Consider the following 21082-nt stretch of genomic DNA (forward strand, 5'->3'; position numbering starts at 1 on the left):
TTAGGACATAGAATAAAAAGTTTTTTTATAATCAGATTGAGTATCCTTATTTTAAGTAATCCATTAGATAATAGCATGCACTATATAGTATAATTACCTAAAAAGGAGAAGTGATGATGAATACATTTAACTTAGGGTACGGATGGACACTTAACACCCCAAAATCTCTTACAGTACTAACAAATGAATTTGGCCAAGTTGGCATTATTTATTCTGAAAAAAATTTTGGTGATACCCAGACTCTTCTACTTCCGCTTTCTGAAGATATGCTCTCTATGAATTCAATTCCACACCACATTGAAAAGGTTGATGTTTCACTAAAAAAAGTGATTACCATATCATTAGCTCATTATATAATAGAATGGGAAAAAGATAATAAAGTTCCTAAATAAACTAAATCATTCTCAACTTTCAAAAAAAAGTTTGTAGCCATTCATAAAAATGAGTGGCTTTTTAAGCTTATTTAGTTAGCTATGTCCCAATAGACTTTTGACTAATTTTGAAAAATTAATCAAAAAGAGTCCCATTTTATCAAAGTTTGACAAAATGGAACTCTAATGAAAATAATTTCTATTACCGTTTATTTTACAGTAAAGAAGTTAATTCAATATCTGGATATTTATCCGCAAACCAACGCATTGCAAATTGATTTTCAAATAGGAATAATGGTTGGTCGTGACGATCCTTAACAAGCAAGTTACGACTTGATGACATATTCTCATCCAAATCTTCTGGCTTAATCCAGCGAGCAATTTTTGAACCCATTGGTGTCATTACAACTTCCGCATTGTACTCATGTAACATACGATATTGGAACACTTCAAATTGCAACTGACCAACCGCTCCAAGAATATAATCTTCCGTGTGGAACGTACGGTACAACTGAATCGCACCTTCTTGAACTAATTGATTTACGCCTTTATGGAATGATTTTTGTTTCATCACATTTTTAGCATTTACTTTCATAAACATTTCTGGTGTAAATTGTGGCAATTTTTCATACTGAACATTCATTTTCCCAGCATATAAAGTATCGCCAATTTGGAAATTACCTGTATCGTATAACCCAATAATATCTCCTGCTACAGCCTTTTGAACCGTTTCTCGACTTTCAGCCATAAACTGAGTTGAATTACCTAATTTAATTTTTTTATTTGTCCGCGCTAGCGTTACATCCATGCCACGATCAAATTCACCTGAGCAAATTCGAACAAAGGCAATACGGTCACGGTGAGCTGGATTCATATTCGCTTGAATTTTGAAAATAAAACCAGAAAATTCATCGCTGTAAGGACTAATCGCCTCGCCATCTTCATCGCGATGAGCAGTTGGACTTGGAGCAAAGTCTAAATAGGTATTCAAGAAGGTTTCGACACCAAAGTTTGTCAACGCTGAACCGAAAAAGACTGGAGTTAACTCACCGTTGGCTACTCGTTCTTCAGAAAAGCTATTGCCAGCTTCATTTAAAAGAGCCACATCTTCTAACGCTTGATCGTATAAGGTAGACATTTTAATTGGATGATCGCCTTCAATTTCGCCATCTTCATTTAAATCGATAAATCGCTCTCCACCATTTTCTTCAGGACGGTGAATCTCGATTTTTTTGTGGTAATTGTCATATAAACCAAGTAAACCTTTTCCCATACCGATTGGCCAATTCATTGGGTATGAATCAATCTCTAATACTTCTTCAAGTTCTGCTAATAAATCCAATGGCTCTTGTCCATCACGATCCAACTTATTGATAAAAGTAAAAATAGGAATCCCACGCATACGACAAACTTTAAATAGTTTTTTTGTTTGTGGTTCAATCCCTTTAGCACTGTCGATAACCATCACAGCACTATCTACTGCCATTAACGTACGATACGTATCCTCAGAAAAATCCTCATGTCCTGGTGTGTCTAAAATATTGATACGTTTTCCATCGTAATCAAATTGCATCACGGAACTTGTTACTGAGATTCCACGTTGTTTTTCAATCTCCATCCAATCGGATTTTGCAAACTTACCTGATTTTTTTCCTTTAACTGTTCCTGCTTGGCGAATCGCACCACCAAACAATAGTAATTGTTCTGTAATAGTTGTTTTACCCGCATCTGGATGGGAAATAATCGCAAATGTCTTCCGTGATTGTACTTCTTCTTTTAACTTTTGATCCATAGATAATCCCTCATTTAATTGTTTTTTTATTCTATTCTTTATTGTTAATTTACAACTCGTTATTGTTCTTATTTATAGTAATCAGCTACATTAGACTGTTCCTCATTTTATTAGTTATTTTATGAAGCAGATATTTCATTCCGTTGATTTTTATTTAAAAATTTAAAAAAATCGCATTAACTCAACTATTATAACATTTTCTCACCCTTTTTGAATACCAATTTTTGAAGTTTCTTATTTTCAACCAACATTTATGTCTATTTTTCACTTTTTCATTAGAAAGAATAGACTTATGATTATCATTTAGTTAAACTATTTATTTTAGTGGGAGGAGATTTGATGATAGAGTCAACATACCAAGTTATTGCAAATTTTATTGAACCTCATAAAAATGAAATCATTGAAGGTTGGTATCAGAAAGAGTATATTCTGACAAAAGAATATCAACTACGATCAAGATATACTGAATTTGGAAAAAATATCAAAGATCAAGTACATTATATGTTTCAACAAGCGATTGAAACTAATTTTAATGCTGCTTCGTTACAAAAACTACACTATCAATTTGGAGAAGATCGCGCTGCCCTGTCCACTTCTCTTGAAGATATGCGGAAAATGATTTTTTCATATGAAGAATACTTGCTTCGCTATTTACAACAGGCTAAAGAAATTAATCTATTAACGATCAGCTATCAGAAACTTTTTGATTTTTCGATTGCTATTCATAGTTTTTTCACATTGAGCTTCGAAGCTATTTTATCTGGCTATATGAATTTTTTCATCAGCAATATAAGGGATGCTTTTTGCTAAATACTTAAATAAAAAACCCCATAAACAAAAAATGTTTACGGGGTTTTTGGTTAAATAGATAACGGTTTGACAAGAATACTAACCAATCGTGAATTTTCTACTTCTTGGGTCGTCAACTCAATTGAATCAGCTATTAGCGATAAGTGTTCACCTTGTTCTGGAATCGTCCCCAGTTCTGTCAGCATATAGCCTGCAATCGTATCTACATCTTTTCCTTCAATTTCAACTTCAAACAAATCATTGAATTTCTCGATTGGCATTCGGCCTTGTACAAGATAACTACCATCATCGATTTTTGCGTATAAATCTGAAATTTCATCATACTCATCTTCAATTTCACCAACGATTTCTTCTACTAAATCTTCAAGCGTTACAATCCCAACAACTCCGCCATATTCATCTAAAAGAATGGCCATTTGATTTTGAGTTTTCTTTAATTCAAATAATAAATCATCTGTAAAAATCGTTTCAGGAACAAATAAAGCTTCATTAATTGTATCTTTAATGACTAGTTTTTCAAATCCAACTCTTCGAGCTTCTTTCAAGATATTTTTTAAATGAATTACGCCAATAATCTTATCTTTGTCTTCTTCATAAACAGGAACTCTTGAATATTTACAATCTAATAATAAGTCAATATTCATATCGTCACTGTCATTGATATCAATCATAAATGTGTCAGTTCTTGGAACCATAATTTCTCTTGCCATTTTAGTATCTAACGAAAAGACACCTTTTAACATATGAAATTCAGAAGCTTCTAACACACCGTCTTTTTGACCGCTTTCAATTATAAAACGCATTTCTTCTCTTGTTAATTTATCTTCGTTAAGATCGATTTCCATCGGTGTCAGTTTCACCAAGATGTTTGTCGAAAAGGAAAGAAAGGCAACAAAAGGCTTCATTAGTTTTTCAATCAGTGAAATAATGCCAACACTCATTTTGGAAACTTCTTCTGCTTTTTGCATCGCAATTCTTTTTGGATACAATTCTCCAAAAACCAATGTAACATAAGATAAAACAACCGTAACAATAATAATAGAAACCTCTTTAGCCCAAGGTTCGTAATTAAAAACAGGTTCCAATCTAGTGGCAATACTCGTTGCTGCTGATGCACTGGAAAAGAATCCTGCCAATGTAATTCCTACTTGGATTGTTGCTAAAAAACTATTTGGGTTTTCAAGCAGCTTTACTAACTTTTGCGCTTTGCGATCACCCTCATTTGCTTGGTTTTCCATTTTATTCTTATTAAGAGAAACTAACGCTATTTCTGCTGAAGCAAAAAAAGCATTTAAAAACGTTAAAGCTAAAATTAAAATCAACTGTCCTACAATCGACTGACTACCAGGGTCAGGGGTCATTCAAACATCCACTCCTCTTTCTATTTTCGATATTTTTAGTGAATTCAATCATAGCACATCTAACGAAGTTTGACAATCTTTGACCTGATATTAATAACTAGTGTAACTTTCTTGTTTAATTTCATTGAATCCTTTTTTTCCAACATAATCTTTAATCGACCAAATATTCTTTCGATCCGCTTTTGCCTCTTTTTCTGCCTGGTTGATAATGTCATAATACAGTTCTTTACCATTAAAATAGCCAACTCGTGCTAAACCTTCTCTTACAAGAACTTCTTCGACTAATTCATCATCTGCATACAAATAAGCTAAGACCCGATTATATTGATCAACTGCATCATGGTTAGGATCATAAACGATCGATAGTTCTTTACCTTTCAAATACTCCGTTAAAAATTCTTTGGCTTCTTTACCAAAAGGCTGTGCTTTACCAGTTTTTTGAGTATTGCTTTCTGGAGTATCCACCAGCAGCAAACGCATTCGTTTACGTTCGCCTTCTTCTCTCATAATAATCGTGTCTCCGTCAACGACTCTTTCTAGTTCAACTGCTGTTCGTTTTGTATCTTCACTTGGACCTTTTGTTTGATCATCAGTAACAAAAAAAGTGCCTATTCCAATAAATATAATGGCTATAATAGAAGCAAAAACTTGATTTCTTCTTTTCATATTTCCACTCCTTTTTTTAAAAGCTGTTTTTACTTTATCATAATTTGTGTCAAAATTGAAATTAAAAAAATATCATAAAAAAGCTAAAGATTCAGAGAACTGAATCTTTAGCTTCCTATATAGTCCATTTTATTTTGCTAGTTTACGCTCTTGCTCAACAGCTGCTTGCGCTAAAATATTTAAATAGTTCCAAGGACGATCAAAGTGAGGTTGGAAGAAGAAATCTACATAAGCCAAATCCTCAATCGTCATTTTATTTTGAACACATAAAGATAACGTATTGGCAGATTGTGTCACATCATATTTTGACATGATTTGACCTCCAACAATCCGATTCGTTCCTACTTCATAAACTAATTTCATCGTTACTTTCTCTGTTGTCGGCATAAACTCTGGACGATAATTATCTTCTACAACTACTGAACGAACCTCTACGCCAAAATGAGGAGCGCTATTTTCAGTCAATCCGGTTGAACCTATATTAAAACCAAATAAATATAAACCAGAAGTTGCTTGCGTGCCACGATATTTAACTGTTGGAGAAACAATATTTTTCCCAACTAAAGCTCCCATTCTAACTGCATTTGTAGCTAACGGAATATACGCAGAGCCTCCAGTTGGATTATAATGAACCGCGCAACTATCGCCAGCAGCAAAAATCGCTTCATCGCTTGTTCTCATATATTCATCCACTACGATGGCACCATTTGGCAACATCTCTACTTTATCCTTCAACAAATCAGTATTTGGTTTAAATCCAACACATAAAATAACTAAATCAGCCTCATATTCTCCAACTGGTGTTTTCACAGCTGTCACAGCACCTGATTCATTGGCAACAAATTTCTCGACGGTTTGGTTTAAAGCTAGCGTAACGCCTCTTTCTTGTAAATCATGCTCTAAAACAGAAGTGAATTCAGCATCTAAATATTTGTTTAAAATACGATCTAATCCATCAACTAGCGTCACTTGCTTGCCAGATTCTGCAAATGCCTCAACTAATTCAATTCCAATATAGCCACCACCAACAATGACAATCTTTTTAGCATTTTTTGATTCTTTAATAATTTCATTTGCTTGGTTATAGTTTTTACACAAAAGAATATTTTCACTATTGATTCCATCAATTGGAGGAATAATTGGCCATGATCCAGTTGTCATTACCAACTTATCATAGCTTTCTTCAAATGTTTCGCCTGTTTTTAAATTCTCAATTACTACGACCTTATTCTCATTATCTATATTTTTCACATTGTGTTCCATGTTAATTTTCGCGCCCATTGATGCAAGTTCTTCTGGACTTGAATAAAACAAACCTGCAGGATCTTTCACAACTCCACCAACATACAACGCAATCCCACAAGATAGAAATGAGACATTGTCATTACGCTCATATACTGATACTGATGCATCTGGATGTTCATTTAAAATCGTCTTAACTGCCGCTGTTCCTGCATGTGTACAGCCTACTACTACTACTTTCATAAGGTGAATTCCTCCTTGTATTTGATATCAATTAGCTTTATCTAATTGATAATAATAATCATTATTACAAAGTAACTATATCACAAAGAGTTTCAGAAATCTATTATTTAACCTATCGTTTCGATAATTTTTTACTTCTAGTTAAAATAACAGTTTGTTAGATAATTAGCAATAGCGCTTACAATAGTGATTCTATGCACAATCTATTCAATTAAAAAAAAGAGAACTATTCGTTTAAATAGTTCTCTTTTTTTTATTATTCTATTTTAGTTTCAGTAACTCGATGTTCTTTTCGAAGTTTTAATATATCGTATACATATAAAATAACAGTTTTTGTTACTGCATAAAATGGTACTCCTAAAATCATACCAATAATTCCAGCGATGTTTCCAGCAACTAGTAAAATAATAATAATCGTTAAAGGATGGATCGCTAATGTTTTTCCAATAACATTAGGTGAAATTAGATTGCTATCAATTTGTTGGACAATCAATACAACTACGCATACTAGAATTGCTTTAAACGGTGAATCAATAAAACCAATAATTAATGCCGGCGCAATTCCGATATATGGACCAATAAAGGGAATAATATTCGTAATTCCTGCAATAAAGCCTAATAAGAAGCCATAGGGTAAATCAATTATCAAATAACCTATGAAGGTAAAGGTTCCAACAAATAAACAAACTAGCGCTTGTCCACTAATATAAGAAGCAATTGTATTGCTCATTTGTGACAATAACTCACTTACTTTATCTCGATAATCAGAGGGAACAAATTTTGTGACAGACGGTCCAAATTTATCGCCATCCTTAAACATATAGAATAATACAATTGGGACTGTCAATACGACAATTGTCATGTTTGTTACCGCCCCAACGATAGAGCCTACGCTAGTTGTGACACCACTAAAAACATTTTTTGCAATTTTTTCAATTGAAAAGTCAGAACTTTGTAATTTTTCTTCAAGTTTTAAATCTTTTAACCAGCCTTGATTGATTAAATCATTAGAACTGGATTCTAAATCTTTTAAATACTTTGGAACATTGTTAACCAGTTGTCCGATTTGACTCACTAAGTTAGGAATTACTGCCATTGCTAAAAAGACTAGTCCGCCAATTAATAACAAGAAAATAATGGCAATTCCATACCCTCGCTTTATTTTCATTTTTTCTAATAAATGGATCAATGGATTCAACATATAATATAAAAATCCAGCAATCACGATTGGAGCAAATAATGTTGAAATGAATGTTCCAACAGGTGCAAAGAGAAAGTCAATCTTTGTACAAATAAAAATTAACACGGCAATAATAAGTAACCAGATACTCCAAAACATTAAACTTGATTTTTTAAATAACTCCATATAATTTTTACTACCCCTTTTAAATTATTTTAGTAAATAAATACGCTTCAACTAACTGTTCAGTTGCAACAATTGATTCTTCATGTGTTCGTTCGTAAGCATGACTTGAATCAATGCCTGCACCAATCAAAGCATGTTTCACATCGGCTCCAGCCCGCATTGCAGCAGATGCATCACTGCCATAATAAGGATAAATATCCAATTGATAAGGAATTTGATTCGCTTCACATAACTCAGTTAATTGCTTTCTCAATTCATAATGATACGGTCCGCTACCATCTTTAACACAAATTGAAACTGAGTATTCATCGGTTTGTTGATCGTCTCCCATCGCTCCCATATCAACAGCTAGATACTCTACTACCTTATCGTTAATATTTGAATTTCCACCATACCCAATTTCTTCGTTATTTGAAATAAAGAAGTGGGTTGTATGTGGCAGACTAAGTTGTTCTTTTTTTAATTTTGTTAACAATTGAAGTAAAATAGCCACACTAACCTTATCGTCTAAATGACGTGATTTAATAAAACCTGCTTTTGTAATTTCTGTTCGTGGATCAAAACTAACAAAATCTCCTACTTGAATCCCTAGTTTTTCTGTTTCTTCTTTAGAGCGAACTTTTTCATCTATTCGTACTTCCATATTTTCTTGATTGCGTTCCGCAGTGCCTGCATCTTTATACACATGAACGCTCGTTTGGTGCATTAAAATTGTTCCACTATATGTTTTTCCATGCGTTGTTTGAATTTGGCAGTATTCCCCTTCGATTGCATTGTATTTAAACCCACCAACTAAATCTAGTTTTAAGCGACCGTCAGGCTTAATCCCTCTTACCATTGCACCTAGCGTGTCAACGTGAGCCGTCACAAAACGGTGTTGTTCATGATTAGTGCCCTTAACAGTGACAATTAAACTCCCTTTATGATTGACTTTTGTTTCATATCCAAGTGTTTCAAGATACTTCTTAATATAGTTGATAATTTCATAAGTATTTCCAGTAGGTGAAGGGATAGTTGTTAACGTTTCCACCCATTTAATTGTTGTTTTTTCCATTTTCCAAACCCCTATCTAAAATTTCATACACTTATTACAGTATACATTAATTTATTCATAAATAAACCGCCTAAAGTCTGATAAATCATCTATTTATAAAATAATTGGCAGAGCACTTATTTTATGCTACTCTAGTATGAAAACCATCAACTTTAAATTGATGTGTTCGTTTTTATATTATAACATAGGAGTGATAACTTTGAACTTTATATGGACAACCGATTTACAATCAACTACGTATCAAGATGCTTTGAAAATTCGCAAAAAAGTTTTTGTTGAAGAACAGCAAGTAGACTTATCAATTGAAATAGATGATTTAGAAGATCAAACATTTCATGTAACAGGATACCTCAATGAAAAAGCTGTTGCTACTGCACGCTTATACCCTGTTACAGCCACAGAATTTAAAGTTCAGCGAGTTGCGGTTTCCAACACCTACCGCGGACAGCAATTAGGACAACAATTAATGAAAGAAATTGAACGTTTTGCCAAAGAAAATCAAAAGGACACTTTAATTTTAGGCGCGCAAGATCAAGCTATTGGTTTTTATGAAAAATTAGGCTATCACACATACGGAGAAGGTTTTTTAGACGCTGGAATTCCTCATCATATGATGAAAAAAGAACTTATATAAAAAAAAGATTTCAGCAATATTGCTGAAATCTTTTTTTTATTTTTTTGTTCGATTTAATAAAGCTTTTCTTTTTTCTTTCATTTTCTTTAAACGTCCTTCTTTTTCATTCTCTAAACGTTGAATACTTTTAATAAGTTTCCCATCAATTCGCTGGTAGGTTAACTCTAAAACGTCCCCTACTTGCAATTCTTTAGGAAGTTCATTTTCCAATACATACATTGGACTTTGTCCATCGTCTGGAATTAAGCGAGCAATTGAGTTTTCAATTTCTTCTAGGACTACTTTCATTTCATTAACCTCCAAGTCATTGCCTTATTTTTTTGTTGGCTCTACTGTATAACTTCCATCTTTGGCAACTGAAACCGTAATCGTTCCATTGATATCCGTTCCGTATACCGGAATACCTAATGCATTGATTCGCTCCATTGCTTCTATATTAGGATGATGATAGGTATTGTTAAGTCCCGCTGAGTAGATTGCAACTTTTGGATTAACAGCAGCTAACCAATCGGTACTACTGCTTTCTTTTGACCCATGATGGCCAATATGAAGCAGGGTTGAACTTAGTGATTTCCCATTCGCCAACAATTGCTTTTCAACGCGCTTAGCAGCATCTCCTGGAAACATTCCACTAAATTCTCCTATCGTTACTCTAGTGATGATTGAATCATCATTTTGATTGCTTTTAGCTTCATCTGTTGGATTAAACACTTCTAATTCAAATGGTCCGATAGCTTTTGTTAATCCTGCTTTTGGTTCAAAATAAGCCGTATCCTTTTCAGCGATTGCATCCAGTAATTTTTCGTATACCTTTGTCGTTGCGTCGTGGCCATTCATCCAAACTTCTTTCACATCAAAATATTTCAATACCAAATCGCCATTTCCGATATGATCTGAATCATTATGAGTAAAAATCAATAAATCAATTTTACCACCTGTTCCAACATATTGATTTAAATAATCTATGATTCGTTTTTCTTTATCGTCGTAACGCCCTGTATCAATTAAGATTGTCGTACCATCTGAAGCTTGAATTAACGTAGCATCTCCTTGTCCAATATCTAAAAACCTAAAAATAGCATTTTCATTACTGCTTGTAGATTCTTTTTTAGGAACTTCTACTGGCTGATACTCAGTTTCTTTTAGAATCATTTCTTTTAGCTCATTAGGTAACTGAACAACTTTATCGACTAAGGACGCATTAGGATCTGTATTTCGTCCAATAACAACTCCAATCATGATACAAAGAATCATTGCTAATAAAACAAAAGATGCTTTTAACTGAAATCGTTGTTTTTTTGTTAATTTTTTATTTTTTTTTCGTTTGGTTGCCACATTTATCCCTCATTCAACTAAATTCTATAAAAAACAACTCACTTCACCTAGAAGAAAGTTGTTTTGCTTTTGATTATTGACCTACAAAATAAGACATAAATAATGCCGCAATATTAAAATAAATCAACACACTTGTTAGATCACTTAATGTTGTTATAAAGGGGCCGCTAGCTACTGCAGGATCAAAACCTAATCGATCCATTAAAATTGGAATCAAGCTTCCTGCTAAATTCGCCACTGTGATTGCACAAAGCATCGCCATACCGATGACAAAACCTAAAATAAAGTTGTGCTTCCAAATCCCAACAACCACAAAGATTGTGATTCCAGTTACGAGTCCAGTTACGAGTCCTGTCATAATCTCACTGAAAATCATTTTCCCAAAATTTGTATTGCTGTCATCTTGTGTTGCTAGCTTACGAACTGCAACGGCTAAGGATTGCGTCCCTGCATTTCCAGCTGTCCCAGTAATCAACGAAATAAATACTGCTAAAATGCTTGCATCACTTACCATCACTTCATAGCGACTAATGAGTGACGCTGTGCTCATTCCTAAAAATAATAGCGTAATTAACCATGGCAATCGTTTAGATGCCGCAATAAATGGATTTTCAGTTGTCTCCTCAACATCGACCCCAGCCAAACCAGAATAATCACTGGTCGCTTCGTCATCAATAACATCGATAATATCATCAACGGTAATAATCCCTAACAGGTGATCAACTTCGTCAACAACGGGTACTGCTAAGAAATCATAATCTCGAATCGTTTTTGCAACATCATTTTGATCATCCGTTACTTTAACTGCCACTGGATGTTCACTCATTAAGTCAGCAATCAATTGATCGTCTTCATTAATAATTAAATCTCTTAATGAAATAACCCCAACTAAAACCTCTTCACTGTCAACGACATAAATATAGTAAATTGTCTCTGCTTCTGGTGCTTTACTTTTTAAAATGGCCATTGCTGAACGAACCGTTTGATTCGCAACGATTGAAACAAATTCCGTCGTCATAATAGAGCCAGCCGTCTCATCTTCGTAGTGAAGCAATTCTTTAATTTCACTCGCATTTTCTTCCGGCATTAAATCTAAATAGACTTTAACTTGATGTTTATTTAATTGTTTTAAAATATCAACAGCATTATCAGCATACATTGCGCCTAGCATATCCGCAGCATAATTAGGATTCATTTCTCTTAGATATTCTTCAACTGATTCCTCATCTTCTTCAATTACTTCAAACATATCACCTAACTCATTAGGAGATAGATAGTGATACGTTTTTTGACGTTCTTCTTTTGTTAAACCTAGATAGACCTGACCCTGTTCATAGGAATGAAGTGCTAAAAACTCATCTCTGAAATCGGGCATATTTTCAGCATTTAATAACTCTTTCATTCTTTCCAAACGTTCTTCTATTTCTAACTGAGCTTCATTCAAAAAAACTTCTCCTCTCTAATGATTCATTTTGGTAATAGACATATTTTCTGTCCATTGCTGCATATCTATTGGATAAGGAGCTGTTACAAGCGTTTTTTCCATTGTAAAGGGATGAATAAATTGCAACTCATGGCAATGGAGTGCTTGACGGCTTAGCCATTGATCATGGACACCACCATATAGATCATCGCCTACTAAAGGATGACCTATATGGGCAAAATGAACCCTAATTTGATGAGTTCTGCCAGTATGCAATTGAATATCTACCAAAGTTGCTTCTTGATAACGCTCCTTTACCCAATATTCTGTTAAAGCCGTTCTTCCATTCGGTGTCACTATTCTTTTGATAATAGAATCTGTAGGTCTTCCAATAGGAGCCTCTATCTTCCCATGATCGTTTGCTACATTTCCTGTTACTAAAGCTGAATAGTGTTTTAAAAGCGTTCGCTCTCTTAAAGCATTATCCATTAATGCGTGGGCATAACCATGTTTTGCAAATAACATCAACCCCGTCGTATCACGATCTAAACGCGTGACAATATGAACCACTTGGTCTTTATAATTTTGTCGGCAATAATACCCTTTAACGCGATTTGCCATACTTCCTTCAGGATGAACTTGAGAAGGAATCGATACGACGCCGTATGGTTTATTAACAATCAAATAGTGTTCATCTTCATAAACAATATCAATAGGATGCTCTGCTGGAAAGGTCGTTTCGTAGCCCTCTTCGTCTGGCACTGTCATTTCTACTAAATCATTTTCTTTTAAATAAAAAATAGCATTTACTTCTTGGTGATTGACAGTAATTTTTCCACCTTGAAATTTCACTTTGGCTAATAAACCTCTTGAAACACCTTTCGTACGTAAAAATGTTTTCACTTGATAAGACTCTTTTAACGGGTAAATCCAACTAAATTTCATGACTATGTTTCGCTCCAATAAATGCATCTTCTACTCTACTCCAGAAATGAGTATGACGATAACGAGCAAAATGAATTCGTTCTTTCGCAATTCGGTAGTTAATAGCAATAATATTTTTTTCTGATGAGGTTAATTGATCAATGGTTAAAATAAAACCATCTTCTGAAGCAGGTCTTAATTGAATCCATTCATTTGGTGCGACAATCATCGGTGAACTGAGTGTACGGAAAACTCGGTTGTTAATTGAAGCAATTTCCGTTAATTGAATAGCTTCTAAGCGGGGATGAATAACTGCTCCACCAACAGATTTATTATAGGCCGTTGATCCTGTTGGCGTTGAAACACACATTCCGTCTCCTCTAAAACGCTCAAACCACTCATCTTTAATATAAACATCGCACACCATTGTACCATCGATACGTTTCAAAGTTGATTCATTTAAAGCAAAAAAATGCGCCTCTTCCACCTGATCTTGATAAGAAACTTTAACGTCTAATAACGGATAACTTACGCTTTCTCCTTGATCTTTCACTAAACTTTCAACAAGCTCTTCTAATTCAAAATCTCGCCAGTCCGTATAAAAACCTAAGTGTCCTGTGTGAACTCCAACAAATCGAACTTGATCTAATAAGTGAGCATAGCGATGAAAAGCTGACAACAATGTGCCATCTCCACCAACCGTAATGACTAAATCAGGATTTTTTTCTTCTAATGTTAAACGATTCTTCAAACAGAGCGCCCTTAATTCCTGAGCAACAGCAACTGATTTTTTATTATGATTGTGAATAATTGCAATTCGCACAGTTGCCACCTCCGTCGTTTATTTTTTGCCATTTTCTTCTTGATACCCTTTATTGTGTGAGAATAAACGCTGTGCTTCTTGAATTTCTACTCGTATTTGGGACATTTCTTCATCTAATTGAAAAGCAGCTTCTGCGGCTCTTTGTAATCGTACATTGATGTCTTCTGGAAATTCGCCTTGATATTTATAGTTTAAGGAATGTTCAATTGTTGCCCAGAAATTCATTGATAAAGTTCTAATTTGAATTTCAACTAAAATTTTCTTTTCACCAGCAATCAATTGTACGGGATACTCTAACACAACATGATAAGATCGATATCCACTTTCCTTATTATTCGTAATATAATCTCGTTCTTCAATAATATGAATATCATGGCGATTGCGAAGCAAGCGCACAACTTCATGAATATCATCCACAAACTGGCACATAATTCTTAGCCCAGCGATGTCTTGCATATCCGTTTCTAAACGATCGATTGAAATGTTTCGTAATCTCGCTTTTGCTAAAATGCTATCTTTAGGTTTCACTCGACCCGTTACAAATTCGATTGGTGTGTGTAAACTTTCCTGCCTGAATTGTTTTCGAATTCCTTTTAATTTTACTTTTAATTCGTCAACAGCTTGTTGATATGGCGCAAAAAACTCATCCCAATTTTCTATCATAAATCATACCTTCTTTATCTTTCAATTAAAATTCTTCAGCATTCTAACTTAATTTAAGCATACAACCCATTTTAACATATGTAAGATAGAATTTGGGTATTGAAAGCACAATCTCATTCAAAAAATATGATAAAATAGGATGAACAAACTTTTAGGAGGTCGATTAAATGAGTGAACAAGTCGAAATTGAATTTAAAAATATGATCACATTGTCCGAATACAAAAAATTACTTCAATTATTTCATGCAAAAGAGGAGGATTTTTTTTATCAATCTAATAGCTACTTTGATACTCCAGATTGGCAATTAAAATTGAAACATGCTGGGTTAAGAATTAGATTATTACCTGAGTATGCTGAACTAACCTTAAAAACCCCCTTTGAAAACGATCTACTAGAAACAACAGATTCGTTTACATTAGAAGAAGGAAAAAAAATGATTCAACAAGGTAAGATTAAATCTTCTGGCTTTGTTTATACTAAATTAATTTCTCTAGGAATTAATCCGGATGAATTACGCTTGCTAGGAAATTTAGCAACTACTCGTTACGAACATAAAACAAAAGAAGGCTTGTTTGTTTTAGATCACAGTGTTTATTGCAATCAAGAAGATTACGAATTAGAATTTGAAACTGCTCATCATGAAGAAGGAAAAAAAATCTTCCAACAATTTTTAATCGATCAAGCTATTCCTACTCGTCCGTCAAAACATAAAATTGCTCGGATGATTGAAGCCAATCACCAACTATAATGCCTGATATTTCGCAATAAAATTTGAATTGTGGCGATTTTGTTACAACTAAACTCTTTCCAATTCAAAAGTCAAGGTTTTTTATTACTTTTTTTTATTTTTTTTTGGTAAAGTATACTTGTTGAAAGAAACCGTCCCGTAAGTGACCCATACAAAAATATAAAAATGGTAAGGTGAAAAATTATGCGAACACAACCCCAAAACTCAAAAGCAAATACTCCTGACTTCAAACAAATAATTGAAATCTATTTATTTATTAATCCGTTAGGTTCTAAATGTTATCAAGCCGAAAAAGAGTTATTAACTTTTATAGAATCAAAAACTGATAAAAAGGTCCATTTTAGGTTTATTCCGTTTCACAATCTTCAAACAGTTTCGAATTACATGAGATTTCATCAGCTACCTGAAAAAAACTTAGACTTGAGAAATGAAATTTGTAATAATACGTATGGTGCGTGTCTAGCATACAAAGCTGCTTTGATGCAAGGGAAGAAAAAAGGACGCACTTTTTTAATGAATTTGCAAAAAGCGATTGTTGAAGATAAATGCGTGTTTAACGAAACCTTACTAAAAACAATTGCACAACAAAGTCAATTAGATGTTGAAATGTTTTTAGAGGACAAGCAATCAGACTTCGCTAAACGAGACTATGAAAAAGACCAACAAATCGCAAGAGAGATGACTATTCAATGTACACCATCTTTAGTTCTATTTGATAATCAAACAGATGATTACGGATTACTTCTTGATAATGAATGTATTTCGTTAGATTTAGTAAACAAACTGTGTGATTCATCCAGCTCAATTCGCGACAATCATAAAAAAATAATGTCTCAAGATACTTTGGTTACTACGATTACAGAAAATCATTTACGTGTATTAGGTTCTTAAAAAGACGATTATCAAGGTTACTTGATAATCGTCTTTTTTTATTTTTTATTTTTTATTAAAGATTCAAATTCATTCAATCGACTTTCAAACACAGCCATTGCTTCTTCAATATATGTTTTATTCGTCATGTCCACACCCGCTTTTTTCATCACTTCGATTGGGAAATCACTACTTCCTGATTTTAAATAATTAAGATATTTTTCAAGAGCATGTTCTTCTTTATTTAAAATTTTCGCTGATAAAGCAGAGGCTGCTGAAAATCCGGTTGCATATTGATAGACATAATAATTGTAATAAAAATGTGGAATTCTCGCCCATTCTACTGCAATCTCTGGATCTTTTTCAACTGCTTCTCCGTAATAACGTGCATTCAATTTGGCATAATAATCTGACATAAATTCACTTGTCAATGGAATCCCCTTAGCTGCTTGTTCGTGAATAAAATGTTCAAATTCAGCAAATTGTGTCTGACGGAAAATAGTTCCTTTGAATCCATCTAGATAATGATTTAATACATAAGCACGAATTTTGGGATCAGTCTGAGTTTCCAATAAATACTCAGTTAAAATATTTTCGTTTGTTGTGGACGCAATTTCTGCTAAGAAAATAGAATAATCTCCATAAACATAAGGTTGATTCTTCCTTGTATAATAGCTATGAACACTATGCCCCATTTCATGAACTAATGTAAATAATTGATCTAATGTGTCGTGCCAATTCATTAAAATATAAGGGTTTGTTTCATAGGCTCCTGATGAATAGGCACCACTACGTTTCCCTTCATTCTCAACAACATCAATCCAGCGGTTAGTGAAGGCTTCTTCGACAATTTTCAAATAGTCCTCTCCTAAAGGAGCTAAAGCTTCCAAGGTCATCTTTTTAGCTTCATCATATGAAAATTTAATTGTTGCTTCACCTGTGATAGGTGTGTACATATCATACATATGCAGAGTATCAACATCTAATACATCTTTACGCAATGCTACATAACGGTGCAGCAAAGGTAAATTTTCATCAACCACTGCTAATAAAGTATCGTAAACAGCTTCTGGGATGTCGTTTGCAGCTAATGCTTTAGCTCTTGCTGAATCATAATGATGCACCTTAGCATTGTAATTGTGGTATTTCACATGAGAAGATAACGTACTTGCAAATGTATTTTTCAAGCCTGCATAGGTTTTAGACAAATTTTGAAAAGCAGACTGACGAACTTCACGATTTGTACTTTCCATTAATTGACCATAGACGCCATGAGATAGTTGAACATTTTCTCCGTTCTCATCTTTTATAATTGGAAACTTGATATCTGCATTATTCAATACATTAAACGTCCGACTAGATGCCGTAAAAATTTCCCCTGCTCCTGCCAGTAAAGCCTCTTCATTTGAAGATAAGACATGGGATCTAGCGCTAGTCATCTGATTGATAAAATGTTGGTACGGTTTTAATTCTGTATTTTCTTTAAAAAAGCTTTCTAATTTTTCAGGAGGAATTTCCAATACTTCAGGCTCAAACCAAGATAAACTTTCGCTAACTTTCGTTGCAAGTGCTGATGCACGTTCATAAATCCCTTGATACGTATCATTATTTGTATCTTGATCATTTTTTAAATGCGCATAAACATATAACGTCTCTAAATCATTAGATACATCTAGCAAAAAGTTAATTCCTTGTAAAAACAAATCAGAATTCATTCCAATTTTACCTTTTACTTGATCAACTTTTTTTAACTTTTCTTCCAAAAGTAAATAATTTTGATTGAACTCTTCATCTGATTTAAAGATAACGTCTAAATCCCACGTTAAATTTTCAGGAACTTCATTGCGAAGTGGTAGTTTTTTTGTCTCTGTCATGATGTGTCCTCCTCAAGAATTTATCTAACTGTAATTTTACCATAACTTAAAGACAATTTGCTGGATTCTTGACCTATTTTTAACTTTAATCAGTATTTTTAGTTAATTCCATTAATTTTTCTTCTTCAGAATTAAAAAATACAAGCTTCTTTAAAACTACCCATTGATGATGTGCTATTTGATGAATAATTTGTTGTGTTTCTAAAAAATAAAGATAACGAATCAATTCCTTTTGTTGAATTTTTTTTGTTATTAAGGGCGTAGGATAAAATAATAGCTGAGTCATCATATTTTGCACATACTCTCTACTTGTAAACACCTGGTTCTCTCCTTTTTTACTTAGCCATCTCACCACTTGATACTTCCATTGACAATTTTGCATTTGAATAATGACTGATTGCTCGATAGGCAAGTGTAACTCAATTGGAAGAAACAACAAGTGATGGTGCGCTTGATATAAAACACGTTGAAAATCTATTAATTTAGATTGAGAATTGCGTAGAGCTCTCATTAAAAATTGGTGATTTTTGAGTAATTCTTTAGTTTGCGCTATCTCCGATTCAACGTATGGTTGATAGGTTAGTGTTTCAAAATGATTGATTATTGTTTTTAACGTTATTTTTTTATTCGTTAACGATACTTGATAGTTACGACTTTTTAATAGCTCATTCCTTTCAAATTGAATTAAATGGTAAAAAATGTGTAGCTTTTGATGATTGGTATCTAAGAAGAAAATATGATAGTTAAGATTCTTATGATAATATAAAAATAACCGTTGTTGAGCCGTTAATTTCCGTTTTAATTTGAAACGTTTCCCTAAAATCCAAATAACCTTATAACCTGCTTTTTGATAACTTTGAGTGCGCTTGATCATGTTTGCTTCACTAATGAAGCTGCATTGAAATTCAATCGCCACTGGTATTTTTTGATCCAACCAAATTAGTAAATCGGGTCTTTGTTTTAATTTTGGCAAATATGCTTCCAACATGCATGGAATTTCTTGCTGAGTAAACCATTGAGATAACATTTGCTTTCCAGCCAAATGCTCTAAGGTTTCTCCTTCTGAAAATAGAAAACAATCAGATGCCTGATAATGTGAAAAATGTGGAATCTTAATTTTACCTCTTTTTAAATAAACTGGTTGTCGACATCCTGGACAGAACAAAGAACCTTTTATATTTTTTTCTTTGATTAAATCAGCTTGTACATAATGATTTTGACTATCTAAAGCAATTAACATCGTTATCCCTCACTTTTTTATCTTTTAATATACTATTCGTAAAAATCAGATAAATACGCGAAAAAAAAAACCTCAAGCTATTACGCTTAAGGTTTTTTACTATTTAAAATAGTATCTCGTTAATTCTAATGCTGTTTGTTCCATAATCAATTTTCCATATTCGCCTAAAACATCCACCGTGACTGATGTTTCTTCTGAAAATTCAAGTGCAACTGCAATTTCATCATCGACGCTCGTTTCTGTCATCTCTTCCACAAAGAATAGCAAATGTAGGAAGTAGCTACCGTTATAAAAATATAAATTAGAAACTGCGTTATCTAAATACATCATTTTTGATAAGGCAATCATATCTTCAAATTCATTCATTCTTAGAACAATTTCGGTTGTTAAAGCATCTGGATTTCTTAAATAAGCTTCTATTTCATCCGCTTCCGCTTCTTCAGTTAAAACTTGTTTTCTGACAAATTCAGTAAAATCTTCTGGAGTTGAATTTTCAGGTAAGGCTGAAAGATCTAGTTGATCACTTAAAGCGCCACCTTTACTAATAAATAATTCTAACCCATTTCCATTTGGTAAAACCTGAAACGTAATTGCATCAGATTCATGGAATTGTTCATCCACATCAACTTCTTCTAAAATGCTGTAAAAGAAATTTTCAATTTGCTTATGGTTGCCCAATAAATCCAGAAAAGTAATTCCTCTTTCTTCCAAATCAGCATTTTCAATTAAGACACGAATCGTGTTTTCATTAATATGCTCCATTTCCATGATCTTACACCTCATTTCAATAATTCTAGTAATCCTAGAATCTTCTATAACAACCATTTTAAAGCAAATACAATAAATGTAAAGCTAAATGCAACAATTAAATAAAAAGTTTAGCATTTTTTTGTCATTTTTATTTTAACAAGTAAAAAACCTATCGCCAACTAGGCCATAGGTTTAAAAATTTTAAGTTTAGTAACTAACCAATAATTGTGCTTGTTGTAATTCCAAAGCACGAACTTCTCTAGGCAAGAAACGACGAATTTCATCTTCATTATATCCAACTTGCAATCTTTTTTCGTCTAGCATAATTGGACGACGTAATAAGCCTGGATTTTTCTGTACAAGATCGAAAAGTTGTTGTAAAGGCATATCATCTAAATCAACATCAAGTTCTTGAAATACTTTTGAACGAGTTGAAATAATTTCTTCAGTTCCATCTTCAGTCATTCTTAAAATGGCTTTGATTTCTGGAATGTTTAAAGGTTCAGAGAATATATTTCTCTCAGTATATGCAATGTGATGTTCCTCTAACCAAGCACGCGCTTTTCTACATGAAGTACAACTAGGTGATGTATATAATGTGACCATAATTTATTCTCTCCTTTTCACTCGGTTATTTCCGAGAAGAAATTTTCTATTGATTAAGTAACTGTCTACAAGAACTATTATAAATCATTTAATTTTAAATATCTACCTTTTTCGACATATTTTCGTCACTTTTTTGACATTTTTTGTTAATTTTCTTATCCTATATCTTTTTCGTTCACATTTCGATCATTTTCATCCTTGATATAACAACGATTTGAATTATAATTGAACGTTTATAATAATTACAATTAAATAATTAATATTAACTATAAAATTTCCTTAAAAA

Annotated in this window: 21 protein-coding genes; 5 read left to right on the forward strand and 16 right to left on the reverse strand. The window is 33.2% G+C overall.

Annotated elements, in window-relative coordinates; genetic code table 11:
* Nucleotides 1-116 precede the first annotated feature (116 nt).
* On the forward strand, nt 117-392 hold the full coding sequence (locus tag BR52_RS06070) for a hypothetical protein (protein WP_034570349.1): 276 nt from the start codon (nt 117-119) through the stop codon (nt 390-392).
* 193 nt (nt 393-585) lie between these two features.
* Here BR52_RS06070 and BR52_RS06075 read toward each other — a convergent pair whose 3' ends face one another.
* The gene (locus tag BR52_RS06075; protein ID WP_034570351.1) at nt 586-2163 is read right to left on the reverse strand and encodes a peptide chain release factor 3; all 1578 of its coding nucleotides are present in this window, start codon (nt 2161-2163) and stop codon (nt 586-588) included.
* Between the two features lie 339 nt (nt 2164-2502).
* Here BR52_RS06075 and BR52_RS06080 point away from each other — a divergent pair, with 339 nt between their 5' ends.
* Complete coding sequence (locus BR52_RS06080) at nt 2503-2973, forward strand: hypothetical protein (RefSeq protein WP_034570353.1); 471 nt, start codon at nt 2503-2505, stop codon at nt 2971-2973.
* A gap of 50 nt (nt 2974-3023) precedes the next feature.
* Here BR52_RS06080 and BR52_RS06085 read toward each other — a convergent pair whose 3' ends face one another.
* The 5 genes from BR52_RS06085 to BR52_RS06105 all read right to left on the reverse strand — a co-directional run bounded on the left by BR52_RS06085 (nt 3024) and on the right by BR52_RS06105 (nt 8905).
* Nucleotides 3024-4334 carry a hemolysin family protein gene (locus BR52_RS06085; RefSeq protein WP_034570356.1) on the reverse strand — a complete coding sequence of 437 codons (1311 nt, stop codon included), beginning with the start codon at nt 4332-4334 and terminating at the stop codon, nt 3024-3026.
* A gap of 90 nt (nt 4335-4424) precedes the next feature.
* On the reverse strand, nt 4425-5000 hold the full coding sequence (locus BR52_RS06090) for a thermonuclease family protein (protein ID WP_034570359.1): 576 nt from the start codon (nt 4998-5000) through the stop codon (nt 4425-4427).
* Nucleotides 5001-5129: 129 nt separating this feature from the next.
* Nucleotides 5130-6485: an FAD-dependent oxidoreductase gene (locus tag BR52_RS06095; RefSeq protein ID WP_034570362.1), complete on the reverse strand. Its 1356-nt coding sequence runs from the start codon at nt 6483-6485 to the stop codon at nt 5130-5132.
* Nucleotides 6486-6741: 256 nt separating this feature from the next.
* Nucleotides 6742-7851, reverse strand: a complete 1110-nt coding sequence (locus tag BR52_RS06100) for an AI-2E family transporter (protein WP_034570365.1) — start codon at nt 7849-7851, stop codon at nt 6742-6744.
* Between the two features lie 19 nt (nt 7852-7870).
* Complete coding sequence (locus tag BR52_RS06105) at nt 7871-8905, reverse strand: M42 family metallopeptidase (protein ID WP_034570368.1); 1035 nt, start codon at nt 8903-8905, stop codon at nt 7871-7873.
* A gap of 199 nt (nt 8906-9104) precedes the next feature.
* Here BR52_RS06105 and BR52_RS06110 point away from each other — a divergent pair, with 199 nt between their 5' ends.
* Nucleotides 9105-9539 (forward strand): GNAT family N-acetyltransferase, encoded by a 435-nt coding sequence (locus tag BR52_RS06110; protein WP_034570371.1) that lies wholly within the window; start codon nt 9105-9107, stop codon nt 9537-9539.
* Nucleotides 9540-9575: 36 nt separating this feature from the next.
* On the opposite strand, the gene BR52_RS06115 is transcribed toward BR52_RS06110, so the two are convergent.
* The 6 genes from BR52_RS06115 to yjbM form a co-directional block, all read right to left on the reverse strand.
* Nucleotides 9576-9827 (reverse strand): DUF3006 family protein, encoded by a 252-nt coding sequence (locus BR52_RS06115; protein WP_034570372.1) that lies wholly within the window; start codon nt 9825-9827, stop codon nt 9576-9578.
* 24 nt (nt 9828-9851) lie between these two features.
* Nucleotides 9852-10874 carry a ComEC/Rec2 family competence protein gene (locus tag BR52_RS06120; RefSeq protein WP_034570373.1) on the reverse strand — a complete coding sequence of 341 codons (1023 nt, stop codon included), beginning with the start codon at nt 10872-10874 and terminating at the stop codon, nt 9852-9854.
* 73 nt (nt 10875-10947) lie between these two features.
* Nucleotides 10948-12318: a magnesium transporter gene (gene mgtE / locus BR52_RS06125; RefSeq protein WP_034570375.1), complete on the reverse strand. Its 1371-nt coding sequence runs from the start codon at nt 12316-12318 to the stop codon at nt 10948-10950.
* A gap of 15 nt (nt 12319-12333) precedes the next feature.
* On the reverse strand, nt 12334-13242 hold the full coding sequence (locus tag BR52_RS06130) for an RluA family pseudouridine synthase (RefSeq protein ID WP_034570376.1): 909 nt from the start codon (nt 13240-13242) through the stop codon (nt 12334-12336).
* On the reverse strand, nt 13232-14044 hold the full coding sequence (locus tag BR52_RS06135) for an NAD kinase (RefSeq protein ID WP_034570378.1): 813 nt from the start codon (nt 14042-14044) through the stop codon (nt 13232-13234). The genes BR52_RS06130 and BR52_RS06135 overlap by 11 nt, the downstream gene beginning before the upstream one ends.
* 18 nt (nt 14045-14062) lie before the next feature.
* The gene (yjbM, locus tag BR52_RS06140) at nt 14063-14707 is read right to left on the reverse strand and encodes a GTP diphosphokinase (RefSeq protein WP_034570380.1); all 645 of its coding nucleotides are present in this window, start codon (nt 14705-14707) and stop codon (nt 14063-14065) included.
* A 167-nt stretch (nt 14708-14874) separates the two neighbouring features.
* Between yjbM and BR52_RS06145 the strand changes: the two genes are divergently transcribed.
* Both BR52_RS06145 and BR52_RS06150 read left to right on the forward strand, forming a co-directional pair.
* Nucleotides 14875-15456 (forward strand): CYTH domain-containing protein, encoded by a 582-nt coding sequence (locus tag BR52_RS06145; protein ID WP_034570383.1) that lies wholly within the window; start codon nt 14875-14877, stop codon nt 15454-15456.
* Nucleotides 15457-15639: 183 nt separating this feature from the next.
* A complete protein-coding gene (locus tag BR52_RS06150; RefSeq protein WP_034570385.1) occupies nt 15640-16347 on the forward strand; it encodes a DsbA family protein in 708 nt (235 codons plus the stop codon).
* Between the two features lie 38 nt (nt 16348-16385).
* Here BR52_RS06150 and pepF read toward each other — a convergent pair whose 3' ends face one another.
* From pepF to spxA, 4 genes are all read right to left on the reverse strand, one after another.
* A complete protein-coding gene (gene pepF, locus BR52_RS06155; RefSeq protein ID WP_034570388.1) occupies nt 16386-18200 on the reverse strand; it encodes an oligoendopeptidase F in 1815 nt (604 codons plus the stop codon).
* Nucleotides 18201-18285: 85 nt separating this feature from the next.
* Nucleotides 18286-19440, reverse strand: a complete 1155-nt coding sequence (locus BR52_RS12540) for a competence protein CoiA (protein WP_051915648.1) — start codon at nt 19438-19440, stop codon at nt 18286-18288.
* A gap of 99 nt (nt 19441-19539) precedes the next feature.
* Entirely contained in the window at nt 19540-20208 is a 669-nt protein-coding gene (locus BR52_RS06165; RefSeq protein ID WP_034570390.1) for an adaptor protein MecA, read from the reverse strand.
* A 189-nt stretch (nt 20209-20397) separates the two neighbouring features.
* Nucleotides 20398-20796 carry a transcriptional regulator SpxA gene (gene spxA, locus BR52_RS06170; RefSeq protein WP_034570394.1) on the reverse strand — a complete coding sequence of 133 codons (399 nt, stop codon included), beginning with the start codon at nt 20794-20796 and terminating at the stop codon, nt 20398-20400.
* Nucleotides 20797-21082 lie beyond the last annotated feature (286 nt).

The sequence above is a fragment of the Carnobacterium divergens DSM 20623 genome, assembly GCF_000744255.1.
Taxonomy (GTDB): domain Bacteria; phylum Bacillota; class Bacilli; order Lactobacillales; family Carnobacteriaceae; genus Carnobacterium; species Carnobacterium divergens.

Excerpts from the sequence above, each read along its gene's own strand:
- BR52_RS06075 (WP_034570351.1), bottom strand. The coding sequence starts at position 2,163 with ATGGATCAAAAGTTAAAAGAAGAAGTACAATCACGGAAGACATTTGCG.
- pepF (WP_034570388.1), bottom strand. The coding sequence starts at position 18,200 with ATGACAGAGACAAAAAAACTACCACTTCGCAATGAAGTTCCTGAAAAT.
- BR52_RS06105 (WP_034570368.1), bottom strand. The coding sequence starts at position 8,905 with ATGGAAAAAACAACAATTAAATGGGTGGAAACGTTAACAACTATCCCT.
- BR52_RS12540 (WP_051915648.1), bottom strand. The coding sequence starts at position 19,440 with ATGTTAATTGCTTTAGATAGTCAAAATCATTATGTACAAGCTGATTTA.
- BR52_RS06150 (WP_034570385.1), top strand. The coding sequence starts at position 15,640 with ATGCGAACACAACCCCAAAACTCAAAAGCAAATACTCCTGACTTCAAA.
- BR52_RS06130 (WP_034570376.1), bottom strand. The coding sequence starts at position 13,242 with ATGAAATTTAGTTGGATTTACCCGTTAAAAGAGTCTTATCAAGTGAAA.
- spxA (WP_034570394.1), bottom strand. The coding sequence starts at position 20,796 with ATGGTCACATTATATACATCACCTAGTTGTACTTCATGTAGAAAAGCG.
- BR52_RS06165 (WP_034570390.1), bottom strand. The coding sequence starts at position 20,208 with ATGGAAATGGAGCATATTAATGAAAACACGATTCGTGTCTTAATTGAA.
- BR52_RS06115 (WP_034570372.1), bottom strand. The coding sequence starts at position 9,827 with ATGAAAGTAGTCCTAGAAGAAATTGAAAACTCAATTGCTCGCTTAATT.
- BR52_RS06095 (WP_034570362.1), bottom strand. The coding sequence starts at position 6,485 with ATGAAAGTAGTAGTAGTAGGCTGTACACATGCAGGAACAGCGGCAGTT.
- BR52_RS06145 (WP_034570383.1), top strand. The coding sequence starts at position 14,875 with ATGAGTGAACAAGTCGAAATTGAATTTAAAAATATGATCACATTGTCC.
- yjbM (WP_034570380.1), bottom strand. The coding sequence starts at position 14,707 with ATGATAGAAAATTGGGATGAGTTTTTTGCGCCATATCAACAAGCTGTT.
- BR52_RS06090 (WP_034570359.1), bottom strand. The coding sequence starts at position 5,000 with ATGAAAAGAAGAAATCAAGTTTTTGCTTCTATTATAGCCATTATATTT.
- BR52_RS06070 (WP_034570349.1), top strand. The coding sequence starts at position 117 with ATGAATACATTTAACTTAGGGTACGGATGGACACTTAACACCCCAAAA.
- BR52_RS06085 (WP_034570356.1), bottom strand. The coding sequence starts at position 4,334 with ATGACCCCTGACCCTGGTAGTCAGTCGATTGTAGGACAGTTGATTTTA.
- BR52_RS06100 (WP_034570365.1), bottom strand. The coding sequence starts at position 7,851 with ATGGAGTTATTTAAAAAATCAAGTTTAATGTTTTGGAGTATCTGGTTA.
- BR52_RS06080 (WP_034570353.1), top strand. The coding sequence starts at position 2,503 with ATGATAGAGTCAACATACCAAGTTATTGCAAATTTTATTGAACCTCAT.